At 58.7% G+C, this 22,607-nt stretch carries 18 protein-coding genes, 1 tRNA gene and 1 pseudogene; 5 read left to right on the top strand and 15 right to left on the bottom strand.

From position 1 onward, the window contains the following. Positions 1-439 precede the first annotated feature (439 nt). The 5 genes from ABJZ52_RS21695 to ABJZ52_RS21675 form a co-directional block, all read right to left on the bottom strand. A tRNA-Pro gene (locus ABJZ52_RS21695) sits at positions 440-516 on the bottom strand. A gap of 44 nt (positions 517-560) precedes the next feature. Then, complete coding sequence (locus ABJZ52_RS21690) at positions 561-1,829, bottom strand: O-antigen ligase family protein (protein WP_348186909.1); 1,269 nt, start codon at positions 1,827-1,829, stop codon at positions 561-563. A 2-nt stretch (positions 1,830-1,831) separates the two neighbouring features. Further along, complete coding sequence (locus ABJZ52_RS21685) at positions 1,832-3,301, bottom strand: undecaprenyl-phosphate glucose phosphotransferase (protein WP_348336489.1); 1,470 nt, start codon at positions 3,299-3,301, stop codon at positions 1,832-1,834. A 164-nt stretch (positions 3,302-3,465) separates the two neighbouring features. Next, positions 3,466-4,695: a glycosyltransferase family 4 protein gene (locus ABJZ52_RS21680; protein ID WP_348186905.1), complete on the bottom strand. Its 1,230-nt coding sequence runs from the start codon at positions 4,693-4,695 to the stop codon at positions 3,466-3,468. A gap of 107 nt (positions 4,696-4,802) precedes the next feature. Continuing rightward, positions 4,803-5,360 carry a polysaccharide biosynthesis/export family protein gene (locus ABJZ52_RS21675; RefSeq protein WP_348186903.1) on the bottom strand — a complete coding sequence of 186 codons (558 nt, stop codon included), beginning with the start codon at positions 5,358-5,360 and terminating at the stop codon, positions 4,803-4,805. Positions 5,361-5,556: 196 nt separating this feature from the next. On the opposite strand from ABJZ52_RS21675, the gene ABJZ52_RS21670 reads away from it, so the two are divergent. Beyond that, positions 5,557-7,935, top strand: a complete 2,379-nt coding sequence (locus ABJZ52_RS21670; protein WP_348186901.1) for an exopolysaccharide transport family protein — start codon at positions 5,557-5,559, stop codon at positions 7,933-7,935. Positions 7,936-7,986: 51 nt separating this feature from the next. On the opposite strand, the gene ABJZ52_RS21665 is transcribed toward ABJZ52_RS21670, so the two are convergent. Further along, the gene (locus tag ABJZ52_RS21665; RefSeq protein ID WP_348186899.1) at positions 7,987-9,222 is read right to left on the bottom strand and encodes a GNAT family N-acetyltransferase; all 1,236 of its coding nucleotides are present in this window, start codon (positions 9,220-9,222) and stop codon (positions 7,987-7,989) included. A gap of 211 nt (positions 9,223-9,433) precedes the next feature. Between ABJZ52_RS21665 and ABJZ52_RS21660 the strand changes: the two genes are divergently transcribed. Next, the gene (locus ABJZ52_RS21660) at positions 9,434-10,429 is read left to right on the top strand and encodes a polysaccharide deacetylase family protein (protein ID WP_348186897.1); all 996 of its coding nucleotides are present in this window, start codon (positions 9,434-9,436) and stop codon (positions 10,427-10,429) included. Here the strand turns inward: ABJZ52_RS21660 and ABJZ52_RS21655 are convergent. Then, positions 10,389-10,604 (bottom strand): DUF2842 domain-containing protein, encoded by a 216-nt coding sequence (locus tag ABJZ52_RS21655; RefSeq protein WP_153769527.1) that lies wholly within the window; start codon positions 10,602-10,604, stop codon positions 10,389-10,391. The two genes, ABJZ52_RS21660 and ABJZ52_RS21655, sit on opposite strands and share 41 nt — an antisense overlap. 151 nt (positions 10,605-10,755) lie before the next feature. Between ABJZ52_RS21655 and ABJZ52_RS21650 the strand changes: the two genes are divergently transcribed. Beyond that, positions 10,756-11,868 carry a COX15/CtaA family protein gene (locus ABJZ52_RS21650; RefSeq protein WP_348186895.1) on the top strand — a complete coding sequence of 371 codons (1,113 nt, stop codon included), beginning with the start codon at positions 10,756-10,758 and terminating at the stop codon, positions 11,866-11,868. A 680-nt stretch (positions 11,869-12,548) separates the two neighbouring features. After that, on the top strand, positions 12,549-12,758 hold the full coding sequence (locus ABJZ52_RS21645; protein ID WP_153769525.1) for a cold-shock protein: 210 nt from the start codon (positions 12,549-12,551) through the stop codon (positions 12,756-12,758). A 164-nt stretch (positions 12,759-12,922) separates the two neighbouring features. Here ABJZ52_RS21645 and ABJZ52_RS21640 read toward each other — a convergent pair. The 7 genes and pseudogenes from ABJZ52_RS21640 to ABJZ52_RS21610 form a co-directional block, all read right to left on the bottom strand. After that, a pseudogene (locus ABJZ52_RS21640) lies at positions 12,923-13,153 on the bottom strand (TetR-like C-terminal domain-containing protein); the annotation flags it as partial. Positions 13,154-13,218: 65 nt separating this feature from the next. Beyond that, a complete protein-coding gene (locus tag ABJZ52_RS21635) occupies positions 13,219-14,061 on the bottom strand; it encodes a DUF1989 domain-containing protein (RefSeq protein WP_348186893.1) in 843 nt (280 codons plus the stop codon). Between the two features lie 568 nt (positions 14,062-14,629). Next, a complete protein-coding gene (locus ABJZ52_RS21630) occupies positions 14,630-15,904 on the bottom strand; it encodes a hypothetical protein (RefSeq protein WP_348186891.1) in 1,275 nt (424 codons plus the stop codon). 211 nt (positions 15,905-16,115) lie between these two features. Then, the gene (locus tag ABJZ52_RS21625) at positions 16,116-17,753 is read right to left on the bottom strand and encodes a fumarate hydratase (protein ID WP_348186889.1); all 1,638 of its coding nucleotides are present in this window, start codon (positions 17,751-17,753) and stop codon (positions 16,116-16,118) included. A gap of 144 nt (positions 17,754-17,897) precedes the next feature. Next, entirely contained in the window at positions 17,898-18,455 is a 558-nt protein-coding gene (locus tag ABJZ52_RS21620) for a YceI family protein (protein WP_348186887.1), read from the bottom strand. Between the two features lie 25 nt (positions 18,456-18,480). After that, positions 18,481-19,065, bottom strand: coding sequence for a cytochrome b (locus ABJZ52_RS21615; protein ID WP_348186885.1), 585 nt, complete (start codon positions 19,063-19,065; stop codon positions 18,481-18,483). A gap of 107 nt (positions 19,066-19,172) precedes the next feature. Continuing rightward, a complete protein-coding gene (locus tag ABJZ52_RS21610) occupies positions 19,173-19,754 on the bottom strand; it encodes a YceI family protein (RefSeq protein ID WP_348186883.1) in 582 nt (193 codons plus the stop codon). A gap of 379 nt (positions 19,755-20,133) precedes the next feature. Here ABJZ52_RS21610 and ABJZ52_RS21605 point away from each other — a divergent pair, with 379 nt between their 5' ends. After that, positions 20,134-20,856: a glycerophosphodiester phosphodiesterase family protein gene (locus ABJZ52_RS21605; protein WP_348186881.1), complete on the top strand. Its 723-nt coding sequence runs from the start codon at positions 20,134-20,136 to the stop codon at positions 20,854-20,856. 104 nt (positions 20,857-20,960) lie between these two features. Here the strand turns inward: ABJZ52_RS21605 and ABJZ52_RS21600 are convergent, their stop codons facing one another. After that, positions 20,961-22,418 (bottom strand): NAD-dependent succinate-semialdehyde dehydrogenase, encoded by a 1,458-nt coding sequence (locus tag ABJZ52_RS21600; protein WP_348186879.1) that lies wholly within the window; start codon positions 22,416-22,418, stop codon positions 20,961-20,963. Between the last annotated feature and the right edge of the window lie 189 nt (positions 22,419-22,607).

Raw genomic sequence — 22,607 nt, 5'->3', positions numbered from 1 at the left:
CTCATTCCAAAATGAGTTTTGAACGTATGTCCTAGTAGTCGCTAGTGAGTGATGCTTCCGTAGTTAAGGTCTCTATCATAGGATGCAATCCCGACGAAAGTGTGAAAATGCAACAGTCGAACTATGTCCAATTTTGCGGACCTACATCTTCAAACGTAGTGCAGCTGCAAGAAATAGCAAGGTAGCTGATAGGTCATGCTTGGCAATGGTTTGCGGCATTAATTTTCATATTTGCACTAGGTTGCCAGCCTGCATTGCCCAAATTTACGAAGCCGTCGTCTAAATGCCTCAGACGGTTAATTCTGATTTTTTCAAGAGAACTATGAAATAGGCGGGCATATATCAGTTAGCAGAACAGGCATGGCTAACCCCGCATTGGCTTCCTGTTCATGTGAACCAAGGAGCACTTTACTGAAATGACCTAAGTCATTGATTTTGTTGGTCGGGCAGGCCGGATTTGAACCGACGACCCCTTCACCCCCAGTGAAGTGCGCTACCAGGCTGCGCTACTGCCCGAACGGGACCTACGTAACCGGTTCGTTGCCTCAGCGCAAGGCGCTTCATGCGGCTTGGTCCACAGTTCTTGTGCGCGAGAAGTGCAGGCCGCGTGGCCGCTCGAGCCTGTCGGCCGCAATCAGGCCCCAGGCGAGGCCGTACAGCATGTACATGTGCCGCCAATGGTCCGTATCGATGATGATCGACAGGATCACATGAGCCACCAGAATGGCAAAGAGGCAATGGACGAAGGGGGTCCAGTCGCGGGCCTTGAACAGCAGCGGCGTCAGGCGGGCGAGCGTCCAGCCGACCAGCAGCAGATAGACCGTGCCGCCAAGCCAGCCATAGGTGGTGAACCCCTTCAGATAGACATTGTGCTCATCCTCGGGAAAATACTTGTTGAACTCCAGCGCCCCCAGGCCGAGCGGATGTTCCATCACCAGCTGGAAGCCGAGGGAGTAGCGGGCAAAGCGGCCAAGACGCGCGCCGTCATAATCCTGCACGAGACGCGCGCGCTGCTCGAACATTTCCGCAACGCTGTCAATGGACAGGGCGACGCCTAGGAGCGCAATGAGCGCGACGATGCCGAGAGCTCCGAGCGCCAGAAGGCGCAGCCGGCGGACGGCCTTTTGCTCGGTGATCAGCGCCAGAAGGTAGACGATCATCGAGGCTGCCGCGAGCACCACCCAGGCCCCGCGCGAAAAGCTGAGAAAGATCGCCAGCACCAGGATCGCGAGCGCGGGCAGATAGGTGAGGGACACGCGCAAGGGCTGCGTCAAAAGCCGCTGGATCAGGATGACCGTGGGCAGGGCCAGGAACGGGCCGAAGACGTTCGGGTCCTGAAAGGTGCCACGCGCCCGGTCATAAAGCGTGAAGAAATCCGCGCCCGGAAACAGATGAAAATAGCCGGCGATGCCGAACAGCGACACGAGCACGGCACTGGCCAGATAGCCCTTTTCGATCAGCTGATAACGCTCTGGCCGTTCCGCCAGAATGGCGGCATAAAAGATCGCGGTGATCGCCAGAAAGCCGGACACCGCAATGTAGATGATGGCATCGTCCATCTCCCGCGCAAGCGGGATCGCGGCAATGCCACCGGTGATGTAGAGCATCATGCAGACGATCAGCGGACCGAACTCGCGCCGCAGCTTCAGACCGAACCCGAGCCAGACGACTGTCAGGCCGACCATGTAGAGTTCGTAAGGGGCAGGTTCGCGGATCACGAACCCGGACAGAAAGGCGGCCAGCCACAGGGCTCCGTCACCGATGCTGCTTGCGCGCACCGGAAGCCGTGGCCGGACGGTGCCAAACGTCCGGGGGTCTGCGGTCCCCATGCTCAATAGGCGTTCTCTGTGTTGAACAGGCTGAAGGGAGTCATGAAGAGGATCTTCAGGTCAAACAGGATCGACCAGTTCTCGATGTAGTAGACATCGCATTCGACCCGCTTCTGGATTTTCGTCGGCCGGTCGACTTCGCCGCGCCAGCCGTTGATCTGGGCCCATCCGGTCACGCCGGGCTTCACCTTGTGGCGGGCAAAATAGCCATCGACCACTTCGTCCCAGGTGTGATTGTCCGTATGGGCGTTGACCGCATGAGGGCGCGGACCGACGAGAGACAGGTCACCCCGCAGAACGTTGAACAGCTGAGGCAATTCATCGATGGAGCTCTTGCGGATGAAGCGGCCGACCCGGGTGACCCGGCTGTCGTTCCGGGTGACAACCGACTTGGCGTCCGGATCGGCCATTTCCGTGTACATGGAGCGGAACTTCAAAACATCGATGATCTCGTTGTTGAAGCCGTAGCGCTTCTGGCGGAAGAGCACAGGCCCCTTGCTGTCCAGCTTGATGGCGATCGCAGCCACGATCATGACCGGAAACAGGGTGATGAGCGCCAGGCTCGCAAACACGACGTCGAACACGCGCTTGGCGACCATGTCCCAATCGGTGATCGGCTTTTCCACCACGTCAACGAAGGGAACCGTGCCGATGAAGGATGCGCCGCGATTTCTAAAGCGGATCTTGTCCGTATGGGCCGACAGGCGAATGTCGACGGGCAGCACCCAGAGCCGGCGCAGCAGCTGCAAGACGCGCTGTTCGGCCCTGAGCGGAATGCAGACGATCAACATGTCGATCCGCGCAAGGCGCGAGAATTCCACCAGGGCCGAGATGTTGCCAAGCTTCGGATAACCGGCCACGACCGGCGGGGAGCGGTCGTTGGCACGGTCATCGAAGATACCGCAAATGCGGATATCATTGTCGGATTGGGATTCCAGTTCATGGATCAGGTCGGCTGCTGCCGTGCCGCCGCCCACGATGATGGCGCGCCGCTCCAGGCGGCCGTTTTCCATCCAGTGGCGGACGATGCGATAGACCACCAGACGGGCACAGACGAGCCCGGTCATGCCCAGCACGAACCATGCCCCGATCCAGTTCTGGGACAGGCCGGAGCCGAGGCCGGTTGTCATCTGAATGAGAAAGATCATGGCAAAGACGAGCGTCCAGCCAGCGCCGATCCGGCCGATCTGGGACAGGCCACGGCGCATGATCGACACCTGATAGGCGTCGGAGGCCTGAAAGAAGGCGAGGGAGAACAGCATGGCGATCGCAACGGCAATGCCATGGACAACGCCAAGCTGCGTCGCTCCCGCATCAGTCATGGCTGCGATGACGCCGGTGGCGGCGATCAGCGCCATGTCCACCAGGCGAACGGTTCCCGTCAGGACCGGCACCGAGACGCCGTCGTCATGCAGGGATTCGGCAATTTCCTGCGCCTCGTTCGAAAGACCACCGCTTGCCGGTGATTGTATAGAGGGCCCGGACGGCGCCGAATTGGCATTATGAGTGGTTGGCGTGGCTGGCTCAGCGTCGGCGCGGCGCAGGCCGCTGGTCAATCTGCTCCTGAGGTCAGGAGCGGACCGGAAGGTGGAGTTCGGCTCTGAAGGACTATCGGCTTCTGGCGCCAGGTTTTTCATTATCTGTTGCTCGATCTGGCATAAACGGATTGGGCCGATGACGTTGATGCAACGCTGGCGGCAGGTGCTGAAATGGGTTTGTCGGTCGGCAATTGTCCACGGACCTGCTGGTAGAGCGTCGTAATGCGATCGCTCATCAGGTCGATGGAGAAAGTTTCGGCCAGGCAGCTGCGCTGCTCGGCAGCGGCGGCCTGCATCGCTTCCGGGTTGGCCATCGCCCGTTCCATGGCGGTGGTCAGCTTGTCGATATGGCCCGGTTCGATCAAACGCGAGGCATAGCGGCCAAAGATCTCCGGAATGCCACCGACGCGGGTGGCGATCAGTGGCCTCTGTGCGGCAACCGTTTCCAGAATGATATAGGGCATGGCCTCGGCGCGCGACGGCACCACAACACACTTCGCCATGCGGAAGGCCTCACGGGCCGGCAATGCGCCGTGGAAGGTGACTGTATCGCTGAGGCCAAGCGTCTCGACCATCTTGCGATAACGGTCTTCGTCCGGACCCTCGCCGACAATATGCGCTGTCGGCGCTCTGCCGGTCTTCAGCTTGATGTTGTGAAGCGCGTCAATGAAGAGGTCGGTCCCCTTCAAGTCGCGAAGCATGCCGATGTAAAGAAAATCGGCAGCGTCCTCGTTCTCCGTCACCGGAGAAAATTCGCTGGGCTGAAGGCCGTTGTAGACGACCCGGGCCGGCGCTTGCGGATGACCGACCTTGGTTTCAAACGCGGCATATTCATAGTCGGACACAAAGATCAGACCGTCCGTCAAACGTGACAGGACACGCTCTATGGTGTGATAGACGCGTCCTTCGAGCCGGTTCGGATCGTAGTGGAGGCTGCCGCCATGCGGGCAGTAGATCCGGGTGACTTCCTGGCCCTGAAAGCGCAGCAACGTTCCGATGGTCCGCACATAGGCTCCGCCCTTGGCGCCGTGACCGTGAAGGACGTCGGGCTTGAGGCTGCGAACATGCCTGTAAAGGTCACGTGTCGCACGCAGGTCCTGAAGCGTCAGCTGACGTTGCATCGGAAATCTTGCGACGCCGAGCGAAAGCTGCGGGCGCAGGTCATCCACAATGGCGTTGTCGTAGTCACTGCCGGACGTGCTGTCACAAATCAGGCCGACTTCATGACCGGCCGCTGCCTGGCTGGTCGCAAGGTCCTTGATGTGCCTGAATATGCCGCCAATCGGCGAGCGTACGCAGTGGATGATCCGGAGCGGATCCTTGGTCATGGTGCAGGCTCCCTGTTGCAGCCTCCAGGTTTCTTTTTGAACCCGTGAAGCTGAATGCCTGCACATTAGACAAGGGAGATGAGTCCCCGGTTAACCCAGGGACAGGATCAGAAATAGCGCTCGCGGACGTAAATCGTGTCTCCGGGCCGTAAGGGGTCCGAAATAGGCACACGGCCGTTTAGGATTTCACCATTGATCTGCCGGGTGATGTCAACATCTTGCTGTTGTGCCCGGGTCGAGAACCCACCTGCGGTCGCTATGGCATTCTGCACGGTCATGCCGGCCACATAGGAGTACTGGCCTGCGTTTTGCACCTCGCCCATGACGAAGACCGGGCGGTAGGTATCCACCTCGACAGAAACGTCCGGATCACGCAGGTAGCCCTGGCGCAACTTGCGTCCAAGTTCGGCTGACAGTTCCTGTTGTGTCTTGCCGCGTGCGGCTACGTTGCCGACCAGTGGAAAGGAGATATAGCCTGCCTGGTCAATAACATAGGTGTTGGAGAGATCGTCCTGACCGAACACGATGATCCGCAGCCTGTCGCTGGAGTCCAGGCGATAGGGTTGTGTCAGCGTTTCATGAAACGCGGTTGGCGGGCGCTTGTAGCCACTGCAAGCCACCATGCTGGCGCACATCGCCAGAACAAGAAACAGTCTGATGGGCATTCACGACTCTCCTAAAGGTCATTCGCACCATCGCAAGTCATGGTTAATGCTCGGTGAAGAGATTTTGGATGGCCTGCAAGCCCTGTCAAAATTGACGAGACAAAAATTAACGCAGCTTTCGTCGTGCCGGAAACGAGCTTAACCGATCGCTTACCCTAATTCGTCATAGTTGTCGGGTTCGTTCTGGAGTTTTGAAATGAGTTCGACCCGCAACGCGGTACAAGATGATGACATGGCCCTTGACCTTGCTGGCCTGCTGAGAGCAATCGGCAGCGCATTGCGCTGGCTGCTGCCTCTGGTTTTTATCGTTGCTGCAAGTGTCTTCCTTGTCCTTCAGTTCGTACCGTCCAAATACAAGGGCGAGGCAAGGGTTCTGATTGAGAGCAAGGACTCCGATTATCCCGGCACCACACGCGGTGTTGAAGAGGAGCGGGCGGTTCTCGACAACGAAGGCATTGCCAGCCAGGTGCAGCTTCTGAAATCGGCCGATCTGGCGCGGCGGGTTGCCAAGCGCCTTGATCTTGCGTTCATTGCCGAATTCAAGGCTAACGGCGGCGGCAGTATCGTTAGCGACGCACTCGTGATGCTTGGAATTTCTCGTGACCCGGCTCGCATTTCTCCCGAAGAACGGGTGCTGAAGGTCTTCTTCGAAAATCTCGACATATACCGACTGGAAGGTTCGCGCGTCATTGCCGTCGATTTTTCCGCTCAGGATCCGGAACTGGCAGCGGCTGTCGCCAACACAATTCTTGACGAGTATATTTCCCTTCAGTCCAGCGCGAAGCGCAAGACCACTGAATTTGCGACCACATCTCTGGAGCCCCAGATCGAAAGCCTGAAAGCGGAAGTTCAGGCCGCGCGCAAGGCGGTCGAGGATTTTCGTGCCCATGCCGACCTTCTGATGGGAACCGACAATCTGACGCTGAACCAGCAGCAATTGGCGCAGATCAGCAGCAGCTACTCGCAGGCGCAGGCCGACAAGGCGGAGTCCCAGGCAAAGGCGGACCTGATCCGGGACCTTCTGAAATCCGGTGGTTCGCTCGAAACAGCGAGTGACGTTCTGGACTCTCTCCTGATTCAGAGGCTGCGCGAACGGCAGGTGGCGATCCAGTCGAACATCGCAGAACTGTCCATCACCTTGCTGCCGAACCATCCGCAATTGAAGGCGCTGCAGTCGCAGTTGGCTGATTATAACCGGCTCATCCGCGAAGAAGCGCGCAAGGTACTCGTCGGCCTTGAGAATGATGCCAAGGTGGCGAACCAGCAGGCCGAGGCTCTGAAAGGACGTCTTGGTGAACTCAAGGTCGCTGCGGCCCAGACCAATTCTGATCAGGTGCGCCTGGCGGAGCTGGAGCGCGAAGCAAATGCCAAGGCGCGGCAGCTGGATCAGTTGATCAACAGTTTCCGCGACGCCGACACCAGGCTGAGAGCGCAGGCCCTGCCTGCGGATGCGCGGATCATTTCCCGGGCGGCTGTTCCGATTGAACCCTACGCGCCGAAGGTGATCGCCATCACGATCATCGCCGCGCTGGCGACTTTTGTGATCGGCTGCACCTTCGTGATCATGCGCGAGTTTCTGTCGGGCAACGTGCTCTATCCGGTTGCCTATGATGCGACGACGCTGCGCCAGCCGCAGGAGCCGACACTGCCGGAAAGTGGGGCGCACTATGGCAACTGGCCTTCCGCCGCCTCTGCCCAAGGCGTGGCGATGACTGCGAGTTTTTCCTATGGCGATGAAAAGCAGGCGGCTGCCCGGTATGTTCAGGAGATGGCGGACGACGCGAGACACGCCGAATTCGAAGCTGAGCCTGAAGTTGAGCCGCAGCCGGCTGTTGCCGCCGAACCCAAGGAAAAGGCGGTCAGGGAGACAAGCCGCAACAAGACCTTGCTGGAACGCGCTGTGGACCTTGCCAAACCTGCTGGACGCGCTCGCGAATACAAGCGCGACAGTCAGCCTGATCGCGCCGATCAACAGTATGAGCGTGCGAGCAAGATTGATGCTGCCCTGGCTGCCGCTCCCGAAGACAGCCCGGCAGCTCTTGCCGTTGAGGGCGTCATCGTCGTGCTGAGCGTCGACGATCCCGCCGTGTCGCACAACCGGGCCTTCGAGATGGCGCGCCGCGCTGCGGAAGAAGGTGAGGGCGTGCTTCTTCTCGAAGTGTTTCCGGAGATCGAGACGCCGGAAGCAGCAGAAGGCTTCTCCGACCTTGTCGCTGGCGACGTTGTCTTTTCCAAGGTGGTTTATCGCGATGCCGGTTCTCCCGCGCATATCATTGAAGCGGGCACGCAGCCGATCGATGATCAGATGGCCAGCGGTGAACGCTTCCAGATGGCGGTTGACGCCATCGCCGACACCTATGATGCCGTTGTGGTCGATCTTGGAGCCATTGATGGGTCGCTTGCGAGCGCAAACCTTCTGCGCAGGGCCGATCGTGTCCTGTTGATGTCCGGCGATGCGAGCTACGATCATGAGCTGAAGAGCGCCGCCCGTCTTCTGGCCCGCAACACGGGCGCAGCAGTCGAGGTGATTGCTCAGGGCAACAAAAAACGCCGCGGATCGGGCCGGGCGGCTTAGGGCTCGCCTGTATCGTCCTTGCAACCGATCCGCAGAGAGGACACGTGAGCCTTAGCCGGACAGCACACGTGCCTTCAGGGCGCGCATCTTGCGCACGAGTGGCCAGAGGGTCTCTGATTTTCGGATTCGCGCTTTCAGGGCTTGCTTCTTGCTGAAAGCGAAAAATGCCAGCCGGCCCTTGAGCGTCAGGGGCGTGTAGCTGTCGAAAAGCGCGACCGTCTCGCTCCAGGACCGCTTGTAGCGTTCATCGCCAAGGCCAAGGTCCAGGCAATGGAGGCCGGGGTCCATGCAGGCTCTCGCGATAATTTCTTTGAGCAGCACGACACCGGGACTGTGTGCCGTCATGTCATCATGGGAAATGCTGTTGGCATACCCGATCAGCCGGTCGCCCGACCGGCAACTGAGATAGGTCGCACGAATCTCGCCATCACATTCCAGCCACCACAGGTTCAATCCTGTCTGGTCTGGTTCCTGGCCGGACTTCAGCAAGCATTCGAGAAAGAGCTTTTCCTTCTCGCCCGTGAAAACATTCGGAATTCCGGTCGCTGCGGCGCGCACCGCCCTTTGCTCAAGGAAGGCGTTGAGCCCGCGGGTGATTTCAGCATCAGTCGCCGCGCAGACGATCTGGAAGTTGTCTGCAGCCTCCAGGGATTTTTGTTTCTTGGCCAGCTTCTTACGCGCAGCCTTGCTGTGACTGGTCCGGAACAGATCATCGAAGTCGTCAGACAAGGGCCCGATGAAAACCGGACTTGGACTTTGAACGAGCTTGCCGAAGCAAAGCGGATTGGAGCTTTCGCCCAGATGTTCCGGCAGATTGGCCAATCGCAGAAGGTCTGCGTCGAGCGTCTTTCCGAGCGCCAACAAATGCCGGTAGAGAACAGCTGGTTCCACAGCATCGACGGCTGAGCGGCGCCACACTCCGGTGGACTGATTGGCCTTGTTCTGGCCCAGAAAGCTCAGCGTCCTCAGCGGCCCTTGCTGCTGTAGAGCAAGCGGCAAGAAGAAGGCGGCTTGCTCATCCAGAAAACCTGCGACCAGGACCGGTTCGCATCGTTCTATCTCGCCAAAGCTTGCCTGCCAGGCTTCGATCCAGGACGCTTCATGGTAGGGGAGGGTGAGCCTGTCCTCGCCCAGCCGGGCGATGAACTCACGTGCGGAGGCGAAATCATCCAGCCGCGTCAGGCGCAATTCGACTGTCTGTCGGTTGCAGCCTGTGGTTTTATCGGCCGATCCGACGAGGCGCTCATCAGGGTCTGATGCAAGGGCGTTTGCCCCGGTCGCTACCATGTGCTCAGTTTCCATCCTGCTCGTTCAACTCTAGAGACAAATAGCAATAAAAATTAAAGAAACAGTGCCTAATCTGCTGCCAGAAATCAGGGGTCGACCGACGTAAATGGGTGCTCGTCAAAGAATATTCCGAAATGCTTTCAAGCTCTTGCGCAGCAGTGGGCTTGGTCGTGTCATGGCGCCGTTTACTCAAGGTTGTGGTGCGATCTTCATGATGCATCACGTTCGCCCTGGGCGTGATGACGAATACCAGCCAAATCTGCACCTTGAAATTACTCCGGAATTCCTGCGCCGATCGATTGAGCAGATCCGAAGCAACGGCTATGAAATCATCGCACTTGATGAAGCTGTTGACCTTCTCAAGAGCGGCTATGGCAATCAGCGCTATGCTGCTCTGACCTTCGACGATGGCTACCGAGACAATTTCAAGATTGCCTATCCGATCCTGAAAGAACTGAATGTTCCTTTCACCATCTATGTTGCGACGGGTCTTGTCGACCGCGAGAGCGAACTCTGGTGGATCGCGCTTGAGCGCATCATTGGCCAGAATGACGAGATCCGGCTGTCGGGCGAAACGACGGGAGAGGCGATCTCCTGTCGCACGGTGGCGGAAAAGGACGCCTGCTACGAGCAGCTGACGCGCTGGCTGACCCAGGACGTTGACGAAAGCCAGCAACGCGAGATCATTCGCCAGCTGGCGGAGCGCTATGATTTCGACCTGGCAGGCCTCGCCGACGAAATGATGATGTCCTGGGACGAACTCAGGGAGCTGGCGCAAGATCCGCTGGTGACCCTGGCGGCCCACACCCATGCGCATCATGCCTTGGCGCGTCTTGGGGCTGCTGACGCCAGATCAGACATCGAGCGCGGGATCGAGCGCATGCAGCAGGAACTCGGCCGCAAGCCGAAACACTTCGCCTATCCCTATGGCAACAAGATTGCAGTCAGCAAACGGGACGCACAGATCCTGAGTGAGGCTGGTTTCAACTCGGCCGTTACAACCTTTCCCGGCTTGCTCAAGTCGGTGAATGCCCGCGACCCGATGCTGCTGCCCAGGGTCTCCCTGAATGGCCGTTTTCAGGACCCCTATGTCATCGACCAATATCTGACCGGTGCGCCTTTCGCTCTTTATCACGTCGCCCGCTGGGCCTGTCGTCGCGGCAGTGTCAGGTCGGGCGTTTCCCGCCTCTTTCCATCCACCAGATGATGGCGCCGGCCGGAATGACCCAGGCCAGTCCCGCCACGGCGAAATAAGCCAGGCGCATGAGCGTCGAGGATTGTTGCAAGGTCATGTCGCCGATCACCATGGCGACCAGCGCATAGACGATCACAAACACCACAAGAACCACCATGCCGACGAACTTCCGAAATGAGGGAACCATGCTGGGGAACTCACTTTCCTGATAAGGTTTTGCAGCGTTAGAGTGTCGCAAAGACCGGCCTGCGACTTGCCGCCATTGTCATGCACCTATATCTCCCCCGGTGATAGGTCAAATCCGGGCAGTGATCCCGGGTTCAAAGACGGGATGGGAAATGTCTGCTTCCTCCGAGACAGGTGACAGCGCCGGACTTGTAACCACCAACGCCGAACGCTCGCGTGTTGAACGCAATCGCACTTTGATCCGCTGGTGGCTTTATGGCATCTGCCTGCTGGTCTTGGCCATGGTGGTTGTCGGCGGCGCAACGCGTTTGACGGAATCAGGCCTCTCCATCACCGAATGGAAACCGATCCACGGCGTCATCCCGCCGCTGTCGGTTGCCGAGTGGGAGGAGGAGTTCGCCAAGTACCGCGAGATCCCCCAGTACGAGGTGGTCAACAAGGGCATGTCCCTTGAGGAGTTCAAGTTCATCTTCTGGTGGGAGTGGGGCCACCGTCAGCTGGGCCGGTTCATCGGCATTGCCTTCTTCGTGCCCATGGCGCTCTTCTGGATGCAGGGCCGCATCGAACCCTGGCTCAAGCCGCGCCTCGTTGTTGGTCTGGTTCTGGGCGGCCTCCAGGGCGCTCTGGGCTGGTACATGGTCGCCTCGGGCCTCGTCGACAGGATCGACGTCAGCCAATACCGCCTTGCGGCCCATCTGACGCTTGCCTGCGTGATCTTCGCCTATCTGTTCTGGATTGCACGCCGTCTTGCACCGCGCGAGAGCGCAAATGCGGAGGAAGCGCGGGCTCTCGGTGGTGTCGGCTGGCTGTTCCTTGCGCTGGTGTTCCTGCAAATCTTCATGGGCGGTCTGGTGGCCGGGCTCAACGCCGGCTTCACCTTCAATACCTGGCCTCTGATGGACGGGCAGTTTGTCCCCCGCGGCCTTATGGCCATGTCTCCGGCCTGGGCAAATTTCTTCGAAAACGTCATGACCGTCCAGTTCCAGCACCGGGTCACCGCCTATGTGCTTGTGGTCGTCGCACTCTGGCTGATGATCCGGTCGAAAAAAGTCAGTGGCCGCAAGCAGGTGATGATGCCTGCTCGTCATATCGTCGGTTTCGTCGCGCTTCAGGTGGTGTTTGGCATTGCCACATTGGTCATGTCGGTGCCGCTGCATCTGGCGCTGTGGCATCAGGCCTTTGCCGTCTTCGTTCTGGGCGCAGCGGTCGACTATCTCGCGACGTTGAAGGGACCTTATCCGCAGTTCGTCGCAGTCGAAAGCTAGCCGCAAAGCGTTTGCGCCAGTTCGCAGCCAGCACAAAACTCGCCGCAGGATGTCTCCCCGGCGTTTTGGCTGGTCTGTTTCCCGTCAGAAACGGGATGGCAGGCGCTCCGGACCTGCCGGGAGCGGTTGGGAATGTGGGATGTGCAAGGCCGTCACGCCTGCCCAAGTTCCGTGTCCCAAGTGATTGAACGTGCGCCTTTCTCTTTTCTGCGCGCCGGAAGTAGAGCGTCCTCCGGTTTGCCAGATACGAAACGCGCCTGAGACCTGCCGTGTCACTCCCCGCTGCAGGTCCAAGCTGCCAGTCACCGGTGCCCTCCGCCGTCCGTTACACGGCAGAAAACCCCTCGAAACCCGGTCCCCACCACCGCGAACGGACGGTCCGCACTCGGCCCCGTGATGGCAGGAACAGGAGCGATGATACGGCAGGTTTGACGGAGGGGGATAAGTGTTTCTGACAAGGTAGATAGGGACACGTGCGGCATTATTCGTTTTTTCACCGCGAAAAGCCTTGAATTGGTCACGAACTAGGACTATTTCCTGCGCATCGATATTGCTTGAAGAACTTGTTACGGCGTGGGCAACCGCGCACCGAACGATCTTTCCTCTCAACGTCGAGCTAACCGCCCGAGGCAATCTTGCCAAAGGCACCCCTACATGACCGATTGAAAAGGAAAATCGTTATGGCTATTGGAACAGTTAAGTTCTTCAACTCCACCAAAGGCTTCGGCTTCATTCAGCCGGAAGATGGCGGCAACGACGTGTTCGTTCACATCTCCGCTGTTGAGCGCGCTGGCATGCAGCCGCTGACAGAAGGCCAGAAGGTCAGCTTTGAAGTTGTTCAGGACCGTCGCTCCGGCAAGTCCGCTGCGGACAACCTGCAGGAAGTTTAAGTCCTGTTTTTCAGGGCGCTGCCGGAACAGCTGGCGCGACTTGAAAAAGAAGATTGAAAAAGGCCGGGCCAACGCCCGGCCTTTTTTGCATTTTGAAGGATAACATTTTTCTGCGGATCAAAAGCGGCTGCCGAAACGCTCAGCCCGAAACGCTCTGGGCGCCGTCAGGATCCGAAGATCCGGGACACCATCGCCTCGGCGAAGCTTGCATCAAGCGGCCAGTCGTTCAGCATACGGTACCAGAATGCGCCATGGACCATTGCCGTGAGCATTGCGACATCACTGCCTGGCGGCAATTCACCGCTTTCAACGGCACGCTGAAGGATGTCGGTCACGATTTCCTCGCGCGGCAGAACGAACTGCTCGATGAAGCTGGCGCGAAATTGCGGATCCTCCTGGGCGGCGTCAGCTTGGCGCTGCGGAGCTCATCGTTCGCAGCGCCTTGCTTCTGGTCTGAGGCTTAGCGGCCGTGGCTCCGATCGTAGCCATTGACCGCAGGCTGCGACCAGTTGCCGAGCGTGCCGTCGCCCGGTCGGAAGACTTCCATCAACAGGGGATAGCAGGCGGCAACGTCACTGGTGTGTTCGGACGAACAATCGCCGCCCGGACAAGCGCTCAGAACCGCCAGCAGGTCGATCTCGGCGAAAAGCTCCAGATAGTCGCCCGGCCGCACCGGGCTGGCCTTCATGAAATACTGGCCCGTGTCCCGGGTGAAGCCGGTGCACATGAAGACATTGAGCACGTCGTGCACATGGCGCTCGGCCTCTTCAAGCGCCAGGCCGCGGGCATCGGCCAGCGCCCGGGTCAGGTTCGAGTGGCAGCAATGATGGTAGTCGGTGCCGTTCAGCAGCTTGCCCGTATAGGGATCGCAGCGCGTCCCGATCACGTCATGCACCGAACCGCCGAATTCATCGATGCCGTACCAGTCGAGCGTGTCCGTCGTCACGGTTGCCATGGGGCGCAGGGTCGGGAAGGACGACCACAACCGGTCGCCGGTGGTCACATGCGTGCCGTGCAGCGCCCGCGTCTTGCCTGAATAGAACCGCTCGCTGAGGTCATGCAGGTTGAAGAGATTGAGATCGCCGACCTGTGAGCCCTCAACGGATGACATCTTCAGGAAATGTCCGGCGGGCACCTTGATGCTGGCGGCCTCGCGCGGGGCGACAAGCACCTCATCAATCTTTTCAGCTGTTTCGCGGGCGGCCGCATACAGGCTGAGATCCGGGTCGGGCAGTGTTTCCGGCGGATAACAGATCACCGGCTTCACAGCCCGGCGGGTGGCGGCATCTTGAGGTTGGTTCATGGAAAAACTCTGGTCACGTCGTGCCTGCGGAACGATCTCCGCATCGCGGCCAGACTGGCATGGAGCCCCTGAAATGACCAGTCACAATGACCTGTGATGACGACCGGAATTGAGGCCGCGATGGAGGTGCACCATGACGTCGAGGGGAGGTGAATGTCGAGCGTACTTCCCCAGGAGCCGCCGTCCCATGGCTCGACCCCATTTCCGCTTTTGGGGAGATCCATGCCGTTGCCGTGCGGCAATCAGAAGCCGTGCTGCCAGCAGACGTCACGGCATGGATTGCAGGATCAGGTCCTGCAATGACGGGGGGAGGGGCGAGCGTTCGTTACATTTGACGCCGCACACACTCAGCCGTCATCCCCGCCCTATGCGGGGATCCACTCATTCCCAGAGCAGTGCAGCTCAAGCCGTGTGGACTTGCGGCAGTCTCTGGACCCATTCCTGGGCTTCGACTCGCAGAAAGGGCCATTGGATCCCCGCACATTTCCGCTTCGCGGGGCGGGGATGACTGCTGTGGGAGCGGTCGGGCCTGACCACATTTGACGCTGCGCCCACCACTGACGACAAACTAGCTCGCCAAGATGGAGAGCTTGTCTGAGCAGCGGAGGAAAAAAGCAAAATAAGGATCCACAATATCAAGTCGATCGCCATCCCAAGCTAGAACAGGTTGGCCTGGCTGCAAGTTTTCCGAGATCAGGTGCATTTGGTCTAAGCACGAGGTTACACTCGAGCCAACGGGACTATCTTCTAGACAAACCTTCTTCACGCGACCATTGATTTCATCATATGAAAACGACATCGAAATCGGTTCGTCCCGAATGGCAAGAAGGACTGCCCGGTAAACATCGCCAACCGTTCCGTCTGCTAGTTGGTGTTCTTTTCTTTCCTGGCCTCTTGTTCGCGGCCCGGCATGAAGAGAAGAGAGCATCTTCGAAAAATCTGTAAAATGAGAAGTCTGATAAAGCGCTTGCGAAATTTGTTCATCATTGACGTGACAGCGGGTATATTCAAGGAGCGGCTCATGAATCCCAAGAACGTTGCAAAGAATGAAGCAAATTGTTTGCATCAACTGAGGAGAACCTAGTGCCTCTTCGGTCAGCTTTCGCTCTACTTTTGGTGCTAGCTCTACGTTGAGTGCGGAAAAGCCCTGTCTTGCAATCAAGGCGAGGTGATCCTTGCTCCAGTAACCAAGATCGACCGCCGCAACGCGGCCACGTAGCTCAGGGTTGCTTCGAACAACATCGTCTGTTCTGTGGGGCACGGACGCAGTGACAATTTTTACACCGTTGTCGGCTGCGACTTTTATTTGTCTGCCTATTTCTTCTCTGAGATCTGGTCGGATGTAGTGAAAATCATCAATAAAGATCACGAAGTCACTATTGGCGATTTCGCGAACTATTCTCGTAAGTCCTGCGCTCTCAGTGGTTGTAGATGTTGATCCTGTCCACTGCGACCCACCACTCAAAGACGTCTCACCTTTTCCCTTCACGACCAAAGGGACACCAACTTCACCCCCAGCCTTTGCTGAAGCAGAGACATGAGATGATGTGGTCTTAGTTAGGGTTTCGCTGGTGGGGGTTTCCATCCATTGTAATGCACGATTCCAGAGGTTTTCGGGGCTTTCGATTCCGGCACCGATCACTGGAATGATAAGCTCTTCCTTTAAAACCTTTTTGATAAGGACCGTCTTACCAGTCTTCGAAGGCCCTGAGATGGAGACGACCATCTTGGGAAGCTGGCAGTAGGCTTCCAAATTTTCTTCAAGTTTCAGGTCTTGGCGCCCAACATAGGTAGTTGTTGGAGTGTCGTTGGGTGTGAAAATTTTGCCGAGTTTTGAATTCATTTCTTAGGACTTTTTCTAGTTCTAATTCTTCGATCTAAATTTATTTGTGTTCCCCTACATAGTTATCAGAAGGAAGAGCTTGCAGGCAAGCAGCGCGAGAGGGTCCAGTAAATGCATCTTTTGGTATTGGTAGGCTTTGCGAAAGGAAAACAAAACCCGCCAGCCTCCCAGCCAGCGGGTTTCGTGTTTTCGAACCGGGTTCAGGTGAAAATCACCCCAGGTTCAGTTCCTTGAAGAAGTCGTTGCCCTTGTCGTCGACGACGATGAAGGCGGGGAAGTCTTCGACTTCGATCTTCCAGACGGCTTCCATGCCGAGTTCCTCGAACTCGACCACTTCCACCTTCTTGATGCAGTCCTGCGCCAGACGGGCGGCCGGGCCGCCAATCGAACCGAGATAAAAGCCGCCGTGGGCCTGGCAGGCACGGCGCACCTGGGCTGATCTGTTGCCCTTGGCCAGCATCACCATGGAGCCGCCTGCGGCCTGGAACTGATCCACATAGGCATCCATACGGCCCGCCGTTGTCGGCCCGAAGGAGCCCGACGGCATACCGTCCGGGGTCTTTGCGGGACCGGCATAATAGACCGGGTGGTTCTTGAAATAATCCGGCAGCGGCTGGCCGCTTTCCAGCAGGTCGCGGAGCTTGGAGTGGGCAAGATCGCGGGCAACGATCAGGGAGCCGGTGAGAGACAGGCGCGTCTTGATCGGGTGCTTGGTGAGTTCGCCCAGGATTTCGGACATTGGCCGGGTCAGGTCGATGTGAACGACGTCGTCGTCCAGATGCTCGTCGGTGATCTCCGGCATGTATTTGTCCGGCTGCATTTCCAGCTGTTCCAGGAAAATGCCGTCCTTGGTGATCTTGCCCATGGCCTGACGGTCGGCCGAGCAGGACACAGCCATGCCGATCGGCATGGAGGCACCATGGCGCGGCAAGCGGATGACGCGGACGTCGTGGCAGAAATACTTGCCGCCGAACTGGGCCCCCACGCCGCTGGCCTGGGTCAGCTTGTGGATCTCTTTTTCCATCTCGAGATCGCGGAATGCGTGACCGCCTTCGGAGCCTTGCGTCGGCAGTCCGTCGAGATAGCGGGCCGAGGCAAGCTTGGCCGTCTTCAAGGTCATCTCGGCGGAGGTGCCGCCGATGACAATCGCCAGATGGTAGGGCGGGCAGGCCGCCGTTCCGAGTGTCAGGACCTTTTCCTTCAGGAACTCGATCATCCGGTCATGGGTCAACAGGGACGGTGTGCCCTGGAACAGGAAGCTCTTGTTGGCCGAGCCGCCACCCTTGGCCATGAACAGGAACTTGTAGGCGTCATCGCCTTCTGCATAGAGCTCGATCTGCGCCGGCATGTTGTTGGAGGTGTTCTTTTCCTCGAACATCGAGATCGGCGCGAGCTGCGAATAGCGCAGGTTCTTTTTGAAATAGGCATCGCGGGAGCCTTCGCCGAGCGCTTTTTCATCCTGGCCTGTGGTCCACACCCGGCGGCCCTTTTTGCCCATGATGATCGCCGTGCCCGTGTCCTGACACATGGGCAGGACGCCATGGGCGGCGATGTTGGCGTTCTTCAGGAGGTCGAAGGCCACGAACTTGTCGTTTTCGGTCGCCTCGGGATCATCCAGGATCTTGCGCAGTTGGGCCAGATGTCCGGGGCGCAGGTAGTGGTTGATGTCCTTGAAGGCTTCCTCGGCCAGAAGCCGCAGACCCTCAGGCTCGATCATCAGGACTTCCTCGCCGTTGAATTCGGCGGTCTTCACATGGTCCGAGGTGAGCTTGCGGTAGGGCGTCTTGTCCTCGCTCAAGGGAAACAGGGAGCTGTGCTGATACTTGGGCGGGGTCGTCGGAGCGTTCATCTCAGGGCCTTCTTGGTCTGGCTGGCACGCTGTGCAGACACAGGCGCGTGGCAAAACGGATGTGCGTGTCATAAGGCAAAAAGGCAGCAAACGCCAAGCGCTGCTGCCTTCCCAATTTGTCGAAGCCGGTGTTTTTTGCTGCGATCAGCGCGTTGCCGTCAGATCAAGCGTCACGGTGACCACTTCGCCCACGGTGTCGCCGTTCACTTCGGCGCCGAGCTTGTAGGCGGCCCGATTGACCTTGGCCTCGCCCCTGGCTGTTGCAGTGTCGCCCTGAATGTCGAGCGTGAAGGCCAGCTCGATCGGCAGGGAAATGTCGCGGATCGTCAATGTGCCATTGGCGACATAGGCGCCATCACCTGCGGGGCTGACATCCGTCGTTGTGAAGATCGCGACTGGGAATTCATTCACATTGAACCAGCCGCGCCCGGGCAAGGTGCCGTCGAACTGCTGGTTGCCGGTGGCGGCGCTCAGCGTCGTGATCTCGGCAGAGATGTCGGCTGTCTCCGGTGTTGCCGGATCGAACTCGATGTCGGCGGTCCAGGTTTCAAAGACGCCTTTCAGCGGGGACCCGGCCTGAGCGACCTCAAAGGCAAGCTGGCTCCTGGACGGGTCGACGGTCCATGTGTCGGCCAGGGCAACGCCCGGTGCCATCAGGCTGGTCATCAGGACGGCAGCAGACAGGTGTGATTTCAACGGCATGATGGTGGTTTCCTTCGAAAATAGGTCAGCTTCTGGCGCGCGCCGGGGCGGTGGAAAGCATGCGTATCAAGGTGTCGTCGCGCGCAATGAAGTGGTGTTTGAGGGCCGCTGCTGCATGGACGACAATCAGCGCCATCAGCAAGTAGGCTCCGTATTCATGCAGGAGCTTGAAGATGGCCTCGGCCTCGGCTTGCGTTCCAAGCGCATCCGGCACAGGCAGATGCGGCACCGGCAGGACGTCAAACACGATGGTCGGAATGCCCCAGGGGGAAACCGACGCCATCAGCCAGCCGGTGATCGGCATGGCAAACAGAAAGGCATAAAGACCGGCATGACCCAGGTGAGCGGCGAGCTTTTCAATGGCTGTCATGCCATCGGGCAGCCTCGGCGACGGGTTCACGAGACGCCAGGCAAGACGCAGCGCGGCCAGCGCAAGCACCACGAAGCCGATGGATTTGTGCAGCTGGTAGAGCCGAAATGTTTCCGGGTCCGTCGGCGGCAGGCTGGTCATGTAGAGACCGAGCGCCAGCATCACCAGAATCAGCAGCGCCATTGTCCAGTGAAAGACAATCGCGACGCGGCCGTAACCAACGGATGTGTTGCGGATCATGATGCACTCCACGGGGACCGTGCGTGAGCAAGCTCACGCGCCAGGCAGTGTCGGTAGGGACGAAGGCCGGCGCCGTGCAGGGCGCCGGCCTGAGGGCTCGGAAGGCCTTAGTTTGTAGCAGCTTTCAGCGTCTCGGCGTGGAAGGTCACCGAGATCTCATCCCCCACATAGGGAACAAACTTGTCCATGCCATAGTCCGAGCGTTTGATCGTGCTGGTGACGGCAAAACCGGCCGCCGGTTTCTTGGCCATCGGATGATCCCCGATCTTGGTGACGTTGACTTCCAGAACGGCGGGTTTGGTAATGCCCTTGATGGTCAAATCACCAGTGACTTTCAGGGTGCTTTCACCGGTCTTCTCAACCGATGTGCTTTTGAAGGAGGCCTTGGGGAATTTTTCCGCCTCGAAGAAATCTGCGCTGAGGAAGTGCTTGTCGCGGTCGGCCCAGAATGTGTCGAGAGAATTGACGTCGATGACGAACTCGACTGAAGAATTGGCTGGTGTTTCCTGGTCGATCAGTAGCGTGCCGTCCCACTCGCCAAAACGGCCTTCCGTGGTCGAATAGCCAAGGTGATTGTAGGAAAAGGCAAGGTTGGCATGGGACTTATCGAAGTCGTAGGCGACAGGTTCTGCAACGGCTGCGCCCGCCAGAAGGGAAAGAGCGAGGGCGGAAGATGCGAAACGGATCATTTTGAAACCTCAATTCGAGAGAAACGCGAAGGCTCCCGGGATCGAGCGCCATGGGTCAGAGATAGACATGATCCTGAGGAAGACAATTTGACTGACTGTCAAATGTAGGTGAACAGTTGTGCGTTCACCGGCCATCAAATGAACGCAATGCTCGTCCGGCCTTTATGTAGAGCCAGCGTCGCGATTGCGGGCGAGGATGCGACGAGCATTGAAACTAGAATAATCGCCCTGATTGTTGCCGGCTTGTCATCTGCTGATCGTTCGAATCGTGGCACTCTCGACGCAGCACATTTTCATCAAAATCCGGCGCTCCCGTACAGGACGGGATTTTACATCCCATCATGATGCGGGCGCCAGATCAAAAAACAGGGAGAGGCCCGTGCACAAGGCCAGGATAGTTTGCCACCGGGGGGCAATTCAAACCGCTCCGGAAAACACCATGGCGTCCCTTGAAGGCGCCATTGCCCTCGGAGCCTTTGCGGTCGAATTCGATATCCGGACCAGCAAGGACGATGTGCTTTACGTCATGCATGACGAGACGGTGGACCGCACGACCGACGGCAGCGGCTATGTCTCCGACATGACGTCTGCGGAGATCGATCAGCTGGATGCTGGCAGCTGGTTTGGCGCCGAATTTGCCGGCGAACGGGTGCCGCGTCTCGACGCATTTCTGGATGCCTGCAAGGGTCGGATCGCGACCTATGCGGAAATCAAGCTGGCCGATCCGGCAAGGGTGCGCGACATGCTTGCCTCGCGCCGTCTTCTGGAGGACGCATGGACCTTCTCCTTCGACCAGGGCATTCGCGCCGAGACCCGTGCACGGGTTCCCGACTTTCGCCGGATGGTGCTGTTTGAGCATGTCGGCTCGGTCGAACGTGCCGTCGCACTCGGGGCCCATATCCTTGAGTTCAACGAGGACACCCTGACCCCTGACCGTTGTTCCGAGGCAAAGGCTGCCGGTCTCGTGACCCAGATGTTCTATGGCGGATCGGACCGATCTGTCTTTGAAACGGCGGTGCGCTGCGGCGTTGAGCAGATGAACATCGATGCGGTGACACTCTACCGTGAGGTCGAAGACGGTCTTCTGGAAGAGGCCAACTAGTTTCAGAGCTCTCCTGGCGCTGTACGACTGAAACAGAAGAGCCCCGCAGGATGTCCTGCGGGGCTCTGGTTTGATAGCAATCCAGTCGATCGGGACGGCAGGGCCTACTGGCCGAGGCCACCGATGCAGGAGTATTTGATGTTCAGGTAGTCATCGAGGCCGTATTTCGAGCCTTCGTTGCCCATGCCACTGTCCTTGACGCCGCCGAAGGGCGCAACTTCGGTGGTGATGACACCTTCATTGACACCGACAAGGCCATACTCCAGCTCTTCCATCACACGGAACACCCGGCCAAGATCCTGGCTGTAGAAGTAGCAGGCAAGCCCGTATTCGGTCGCATTTGCGAGCTTCACAGCCTCGGCCTCGGTCTCGAACTTGAACAGCGCGGCCAAAGGACCGAACGTTTCCTCGGTGGCGATTTTCATCTCCGACGTGGCACCGGTCACGATGGTCGGCTGGAAGAAGGTGCCGACGTTTCCGGCCCTCTCTCCACCGCTGATCAGGGTCGCACCCTTGGCCAGGGCATCCGTGAGGTGATCGGTCACCTTGGTGATCGCGCGCTCGTCGATGAGCGGGCCCTGCGTGGAGCCGCTTTCCAGACCGTTGCCCGGCTTGAGTTCAGCTTCGACGGCCGCCTTGAGCTTGGCCGCAAAGGCATCATAGATCCCGGCCTGAACGTAGATCCGGTTGGCGCAAACGCAGGTCTGGCCGGAGTTGCGGAACTTGGATGCGATCGCGCCGGCAACTGCCCGGTCGATGTCGGCGTCGTCAAAGACGATGAACGGCGCATTGCCACCGAGTTCCATCGAGATTTTCTTCATGTTGGCTGCGGCGTTGGATGCCAGCAATTTTCCGACCCGGGTAGAGCCGGTAAACGTGACCTTGCGCAGCTTGGGGTTGGAGCACATCTCTGTCCCGATCGCGGGCGCATCGCCGGTCAGAATGTTGATCACGCCCTTGGGGATACCTGCCTTTTCAGCCAGGACGCCATAGGCGAGGGCGGAGAAAGGGGTCAGCTCGGACGGCTTGATGACCATGGTGCATCCGGCCGCAAGCGCTGCGCCCAGCTTGCGGGCGATCATGGAGTTGGGGAAGTTCCAGGGCGTGATGGCGCCGACAACGCCGACCGCTTCCTTGGTGACGAGGATCTTCTTGTCGGCCCAGGGAGAGGGAATGATGTCGCCATAAACCCGGCGAGCTTCCTCGGCAAAGAAGCGAATGTAATTCACGCCGCCGGTGATTTCGCCTTTTGCCTCGGCCATGGGCTTGCCCATTTCGGTGACCAGGATCTCGGCCAGGGCGTCGATGTTGGCCATGATTTCATCGGCCAGCTTCTGCATCAGGCCTGCGCGTTCCCCAGCCGTTTTGGCTTTCCATGGGCCAAAAGCAGCATGGGCGGCATCAATGGCGCGAGCGGTTTCGGCTCCGCCGCAATGAGGTACGGTGCCAATGGTTTCGCCGGTGGCCGGGTTGATGACCTCAACGGTCTTGCCACTGTCTGCCGGGAGCCATTCGCCCGCGATGTAGACGGATTCTTTCATAAAGGTCGTGTCGAGACTCATCTGTGGTTCCCTTCTGGCCATGCCCCGGACCTTTTCGGACCGGTCGGTTCGGAGATGTTTGAATTGCCGTGGACTGAGACGGAATCACCGTCCGCCCGGCGAAGACTGAAGATGGCAGCAGAAAACAATGTGCGCGCACACGGGTCAAGCTCAACGAGCGCTGCAACACTTGTTCCTGAAGGGTTTGGG

It is taken from the genome of Roseibium sp. (assembly GCF_039982295.1).
Lineage (GTDB): Bacteria > Pseudomonadota > Alphaproteobacteria > Rhizobiales > Stappiaceae > Roseibium.
This window is presented reverse-complemented; position numbering and strand designations above follow the sequence as displayed.

Excerpts from the sequence above, each read along its gene's own strand:
- ABJZ52_RS21675 (WP_348186903.1), bottom strand. The coding sequence starts at position 5,360 with ATGCCCATCAGACTGTTTCTTGTTCTGGCGATGTGCGCCAGCATGGTG.
- ABJZ52_RS21630 (WP_348186891.1), bottom strand. The coding sequence starts at position 15,904 with ATGAATTCAAAACTCGGCAAAATTTTCACACCCAACGACACTCCAACA.
- ABJZ52_RS21615 (WP_348186885.1), bottom strand. The coding sequence starts at position 19,065 with ATGATCCGCAACACATCCGTTGGTTACGGCCGCGTCGCGATTGTCTTT.
- ABJZ52_RS21670 (WP_348186901.1), top strand. The coding sequence starts at position 5,557 with ATGAGTTCGACCCGCAACGCGGTACAAGATGATGACATGGCCCTTGAC.
- ABJZ52_RS21655 (WP_153769527.1), bottom strand. The coding sequence starts at position 10,604 with ATGGTTCCCTCATTTCGGAAGTTCGTCGGCATGGTGGTTCTTGTGGTG.
- ABJZ52_RS21650 (WP_348186895.1), top strand. The coding sequence starts at position 10,756 with ATGTCTGCTTCCTCCGAGACAGGTGACAGCGCCGGACTTGTAACCACC.
- ABJZ52_RS21645 (WP_153769525.1), top strand. The coding sequence starts at position 12,549 with ATGGCTATTGGAACAGTTAAGTTCTTCAACTCCACCAAAGGCTTCGGC.
- ABJZ52_RS21610 (WP_348186883.1), bottom strand. The coding sequence starts at position 19,754 with ATGATCCGTTTCGCATCTTCCGCCCTCGCTCTTTCCCTTCTGGCGGGC.
- ABJZ52_RS21690 (WP_348186909.1), bottom strand. The coding sequence starts at position 1,829 with ATGGGGACCGCAGACCCCCGGACGTTTGGCACCGTCCGGCCACGGCTT.
- ABJZ52_RS21665 (WP_348186899.1), bottom strand. The coding sequence starts at position 9,222 with ATGGTAGCGACCGGGGCAAACGCCCTTGCATCAGACCCTGATGAGCGC.
- ABJZ52_RS21620 (WP_348186887.1), bottom strand. The coding sequence starts at position 18,455 with ATGCCGTTGAAATCACACCTGTCTGCTGCCGTCCTGATGACCAGCCTG.
- ABJZ52_RS21600 (WP_348186879.1), bottom strand. The coding sequence starts at position 22,418 with ATGAGTCTCGACACGACCTTTATGAAAGAATCCGTCTACATCGCGGGC.
- ABJZ52_RS21660 (WP_348186897.1), top strand. The coding sequence starts at position 9,434 with ATGATGCATCACGTTCGCCCTGGGCGTGATGACGAATACCAGCCAAAT.
- ABJZ52_RS21635 (WP_348186893.1), bottom strand. The coding sequence starts at position 14,061 with ATGAACCAACCTCAAGATGCCGCCACCCGCCGGGCTGTGAAGCCGGTG.
- ABJZ52_RS21680 (WP_348186905.1), bottom strand. The coding sequence starts at position 4,695 with ATGACCAAGGATCCGCTCCGGATCATCCACTGCGTACGCTCGCCGATT.
- ABJZ52_RS21625 (WP_348186889.1), bottom strand. The coding sequence starts at position 17,753 with ATGAACGCTCCGACGACCCCGCCCAAGTATCAGCACAGCTCCCTGTTT.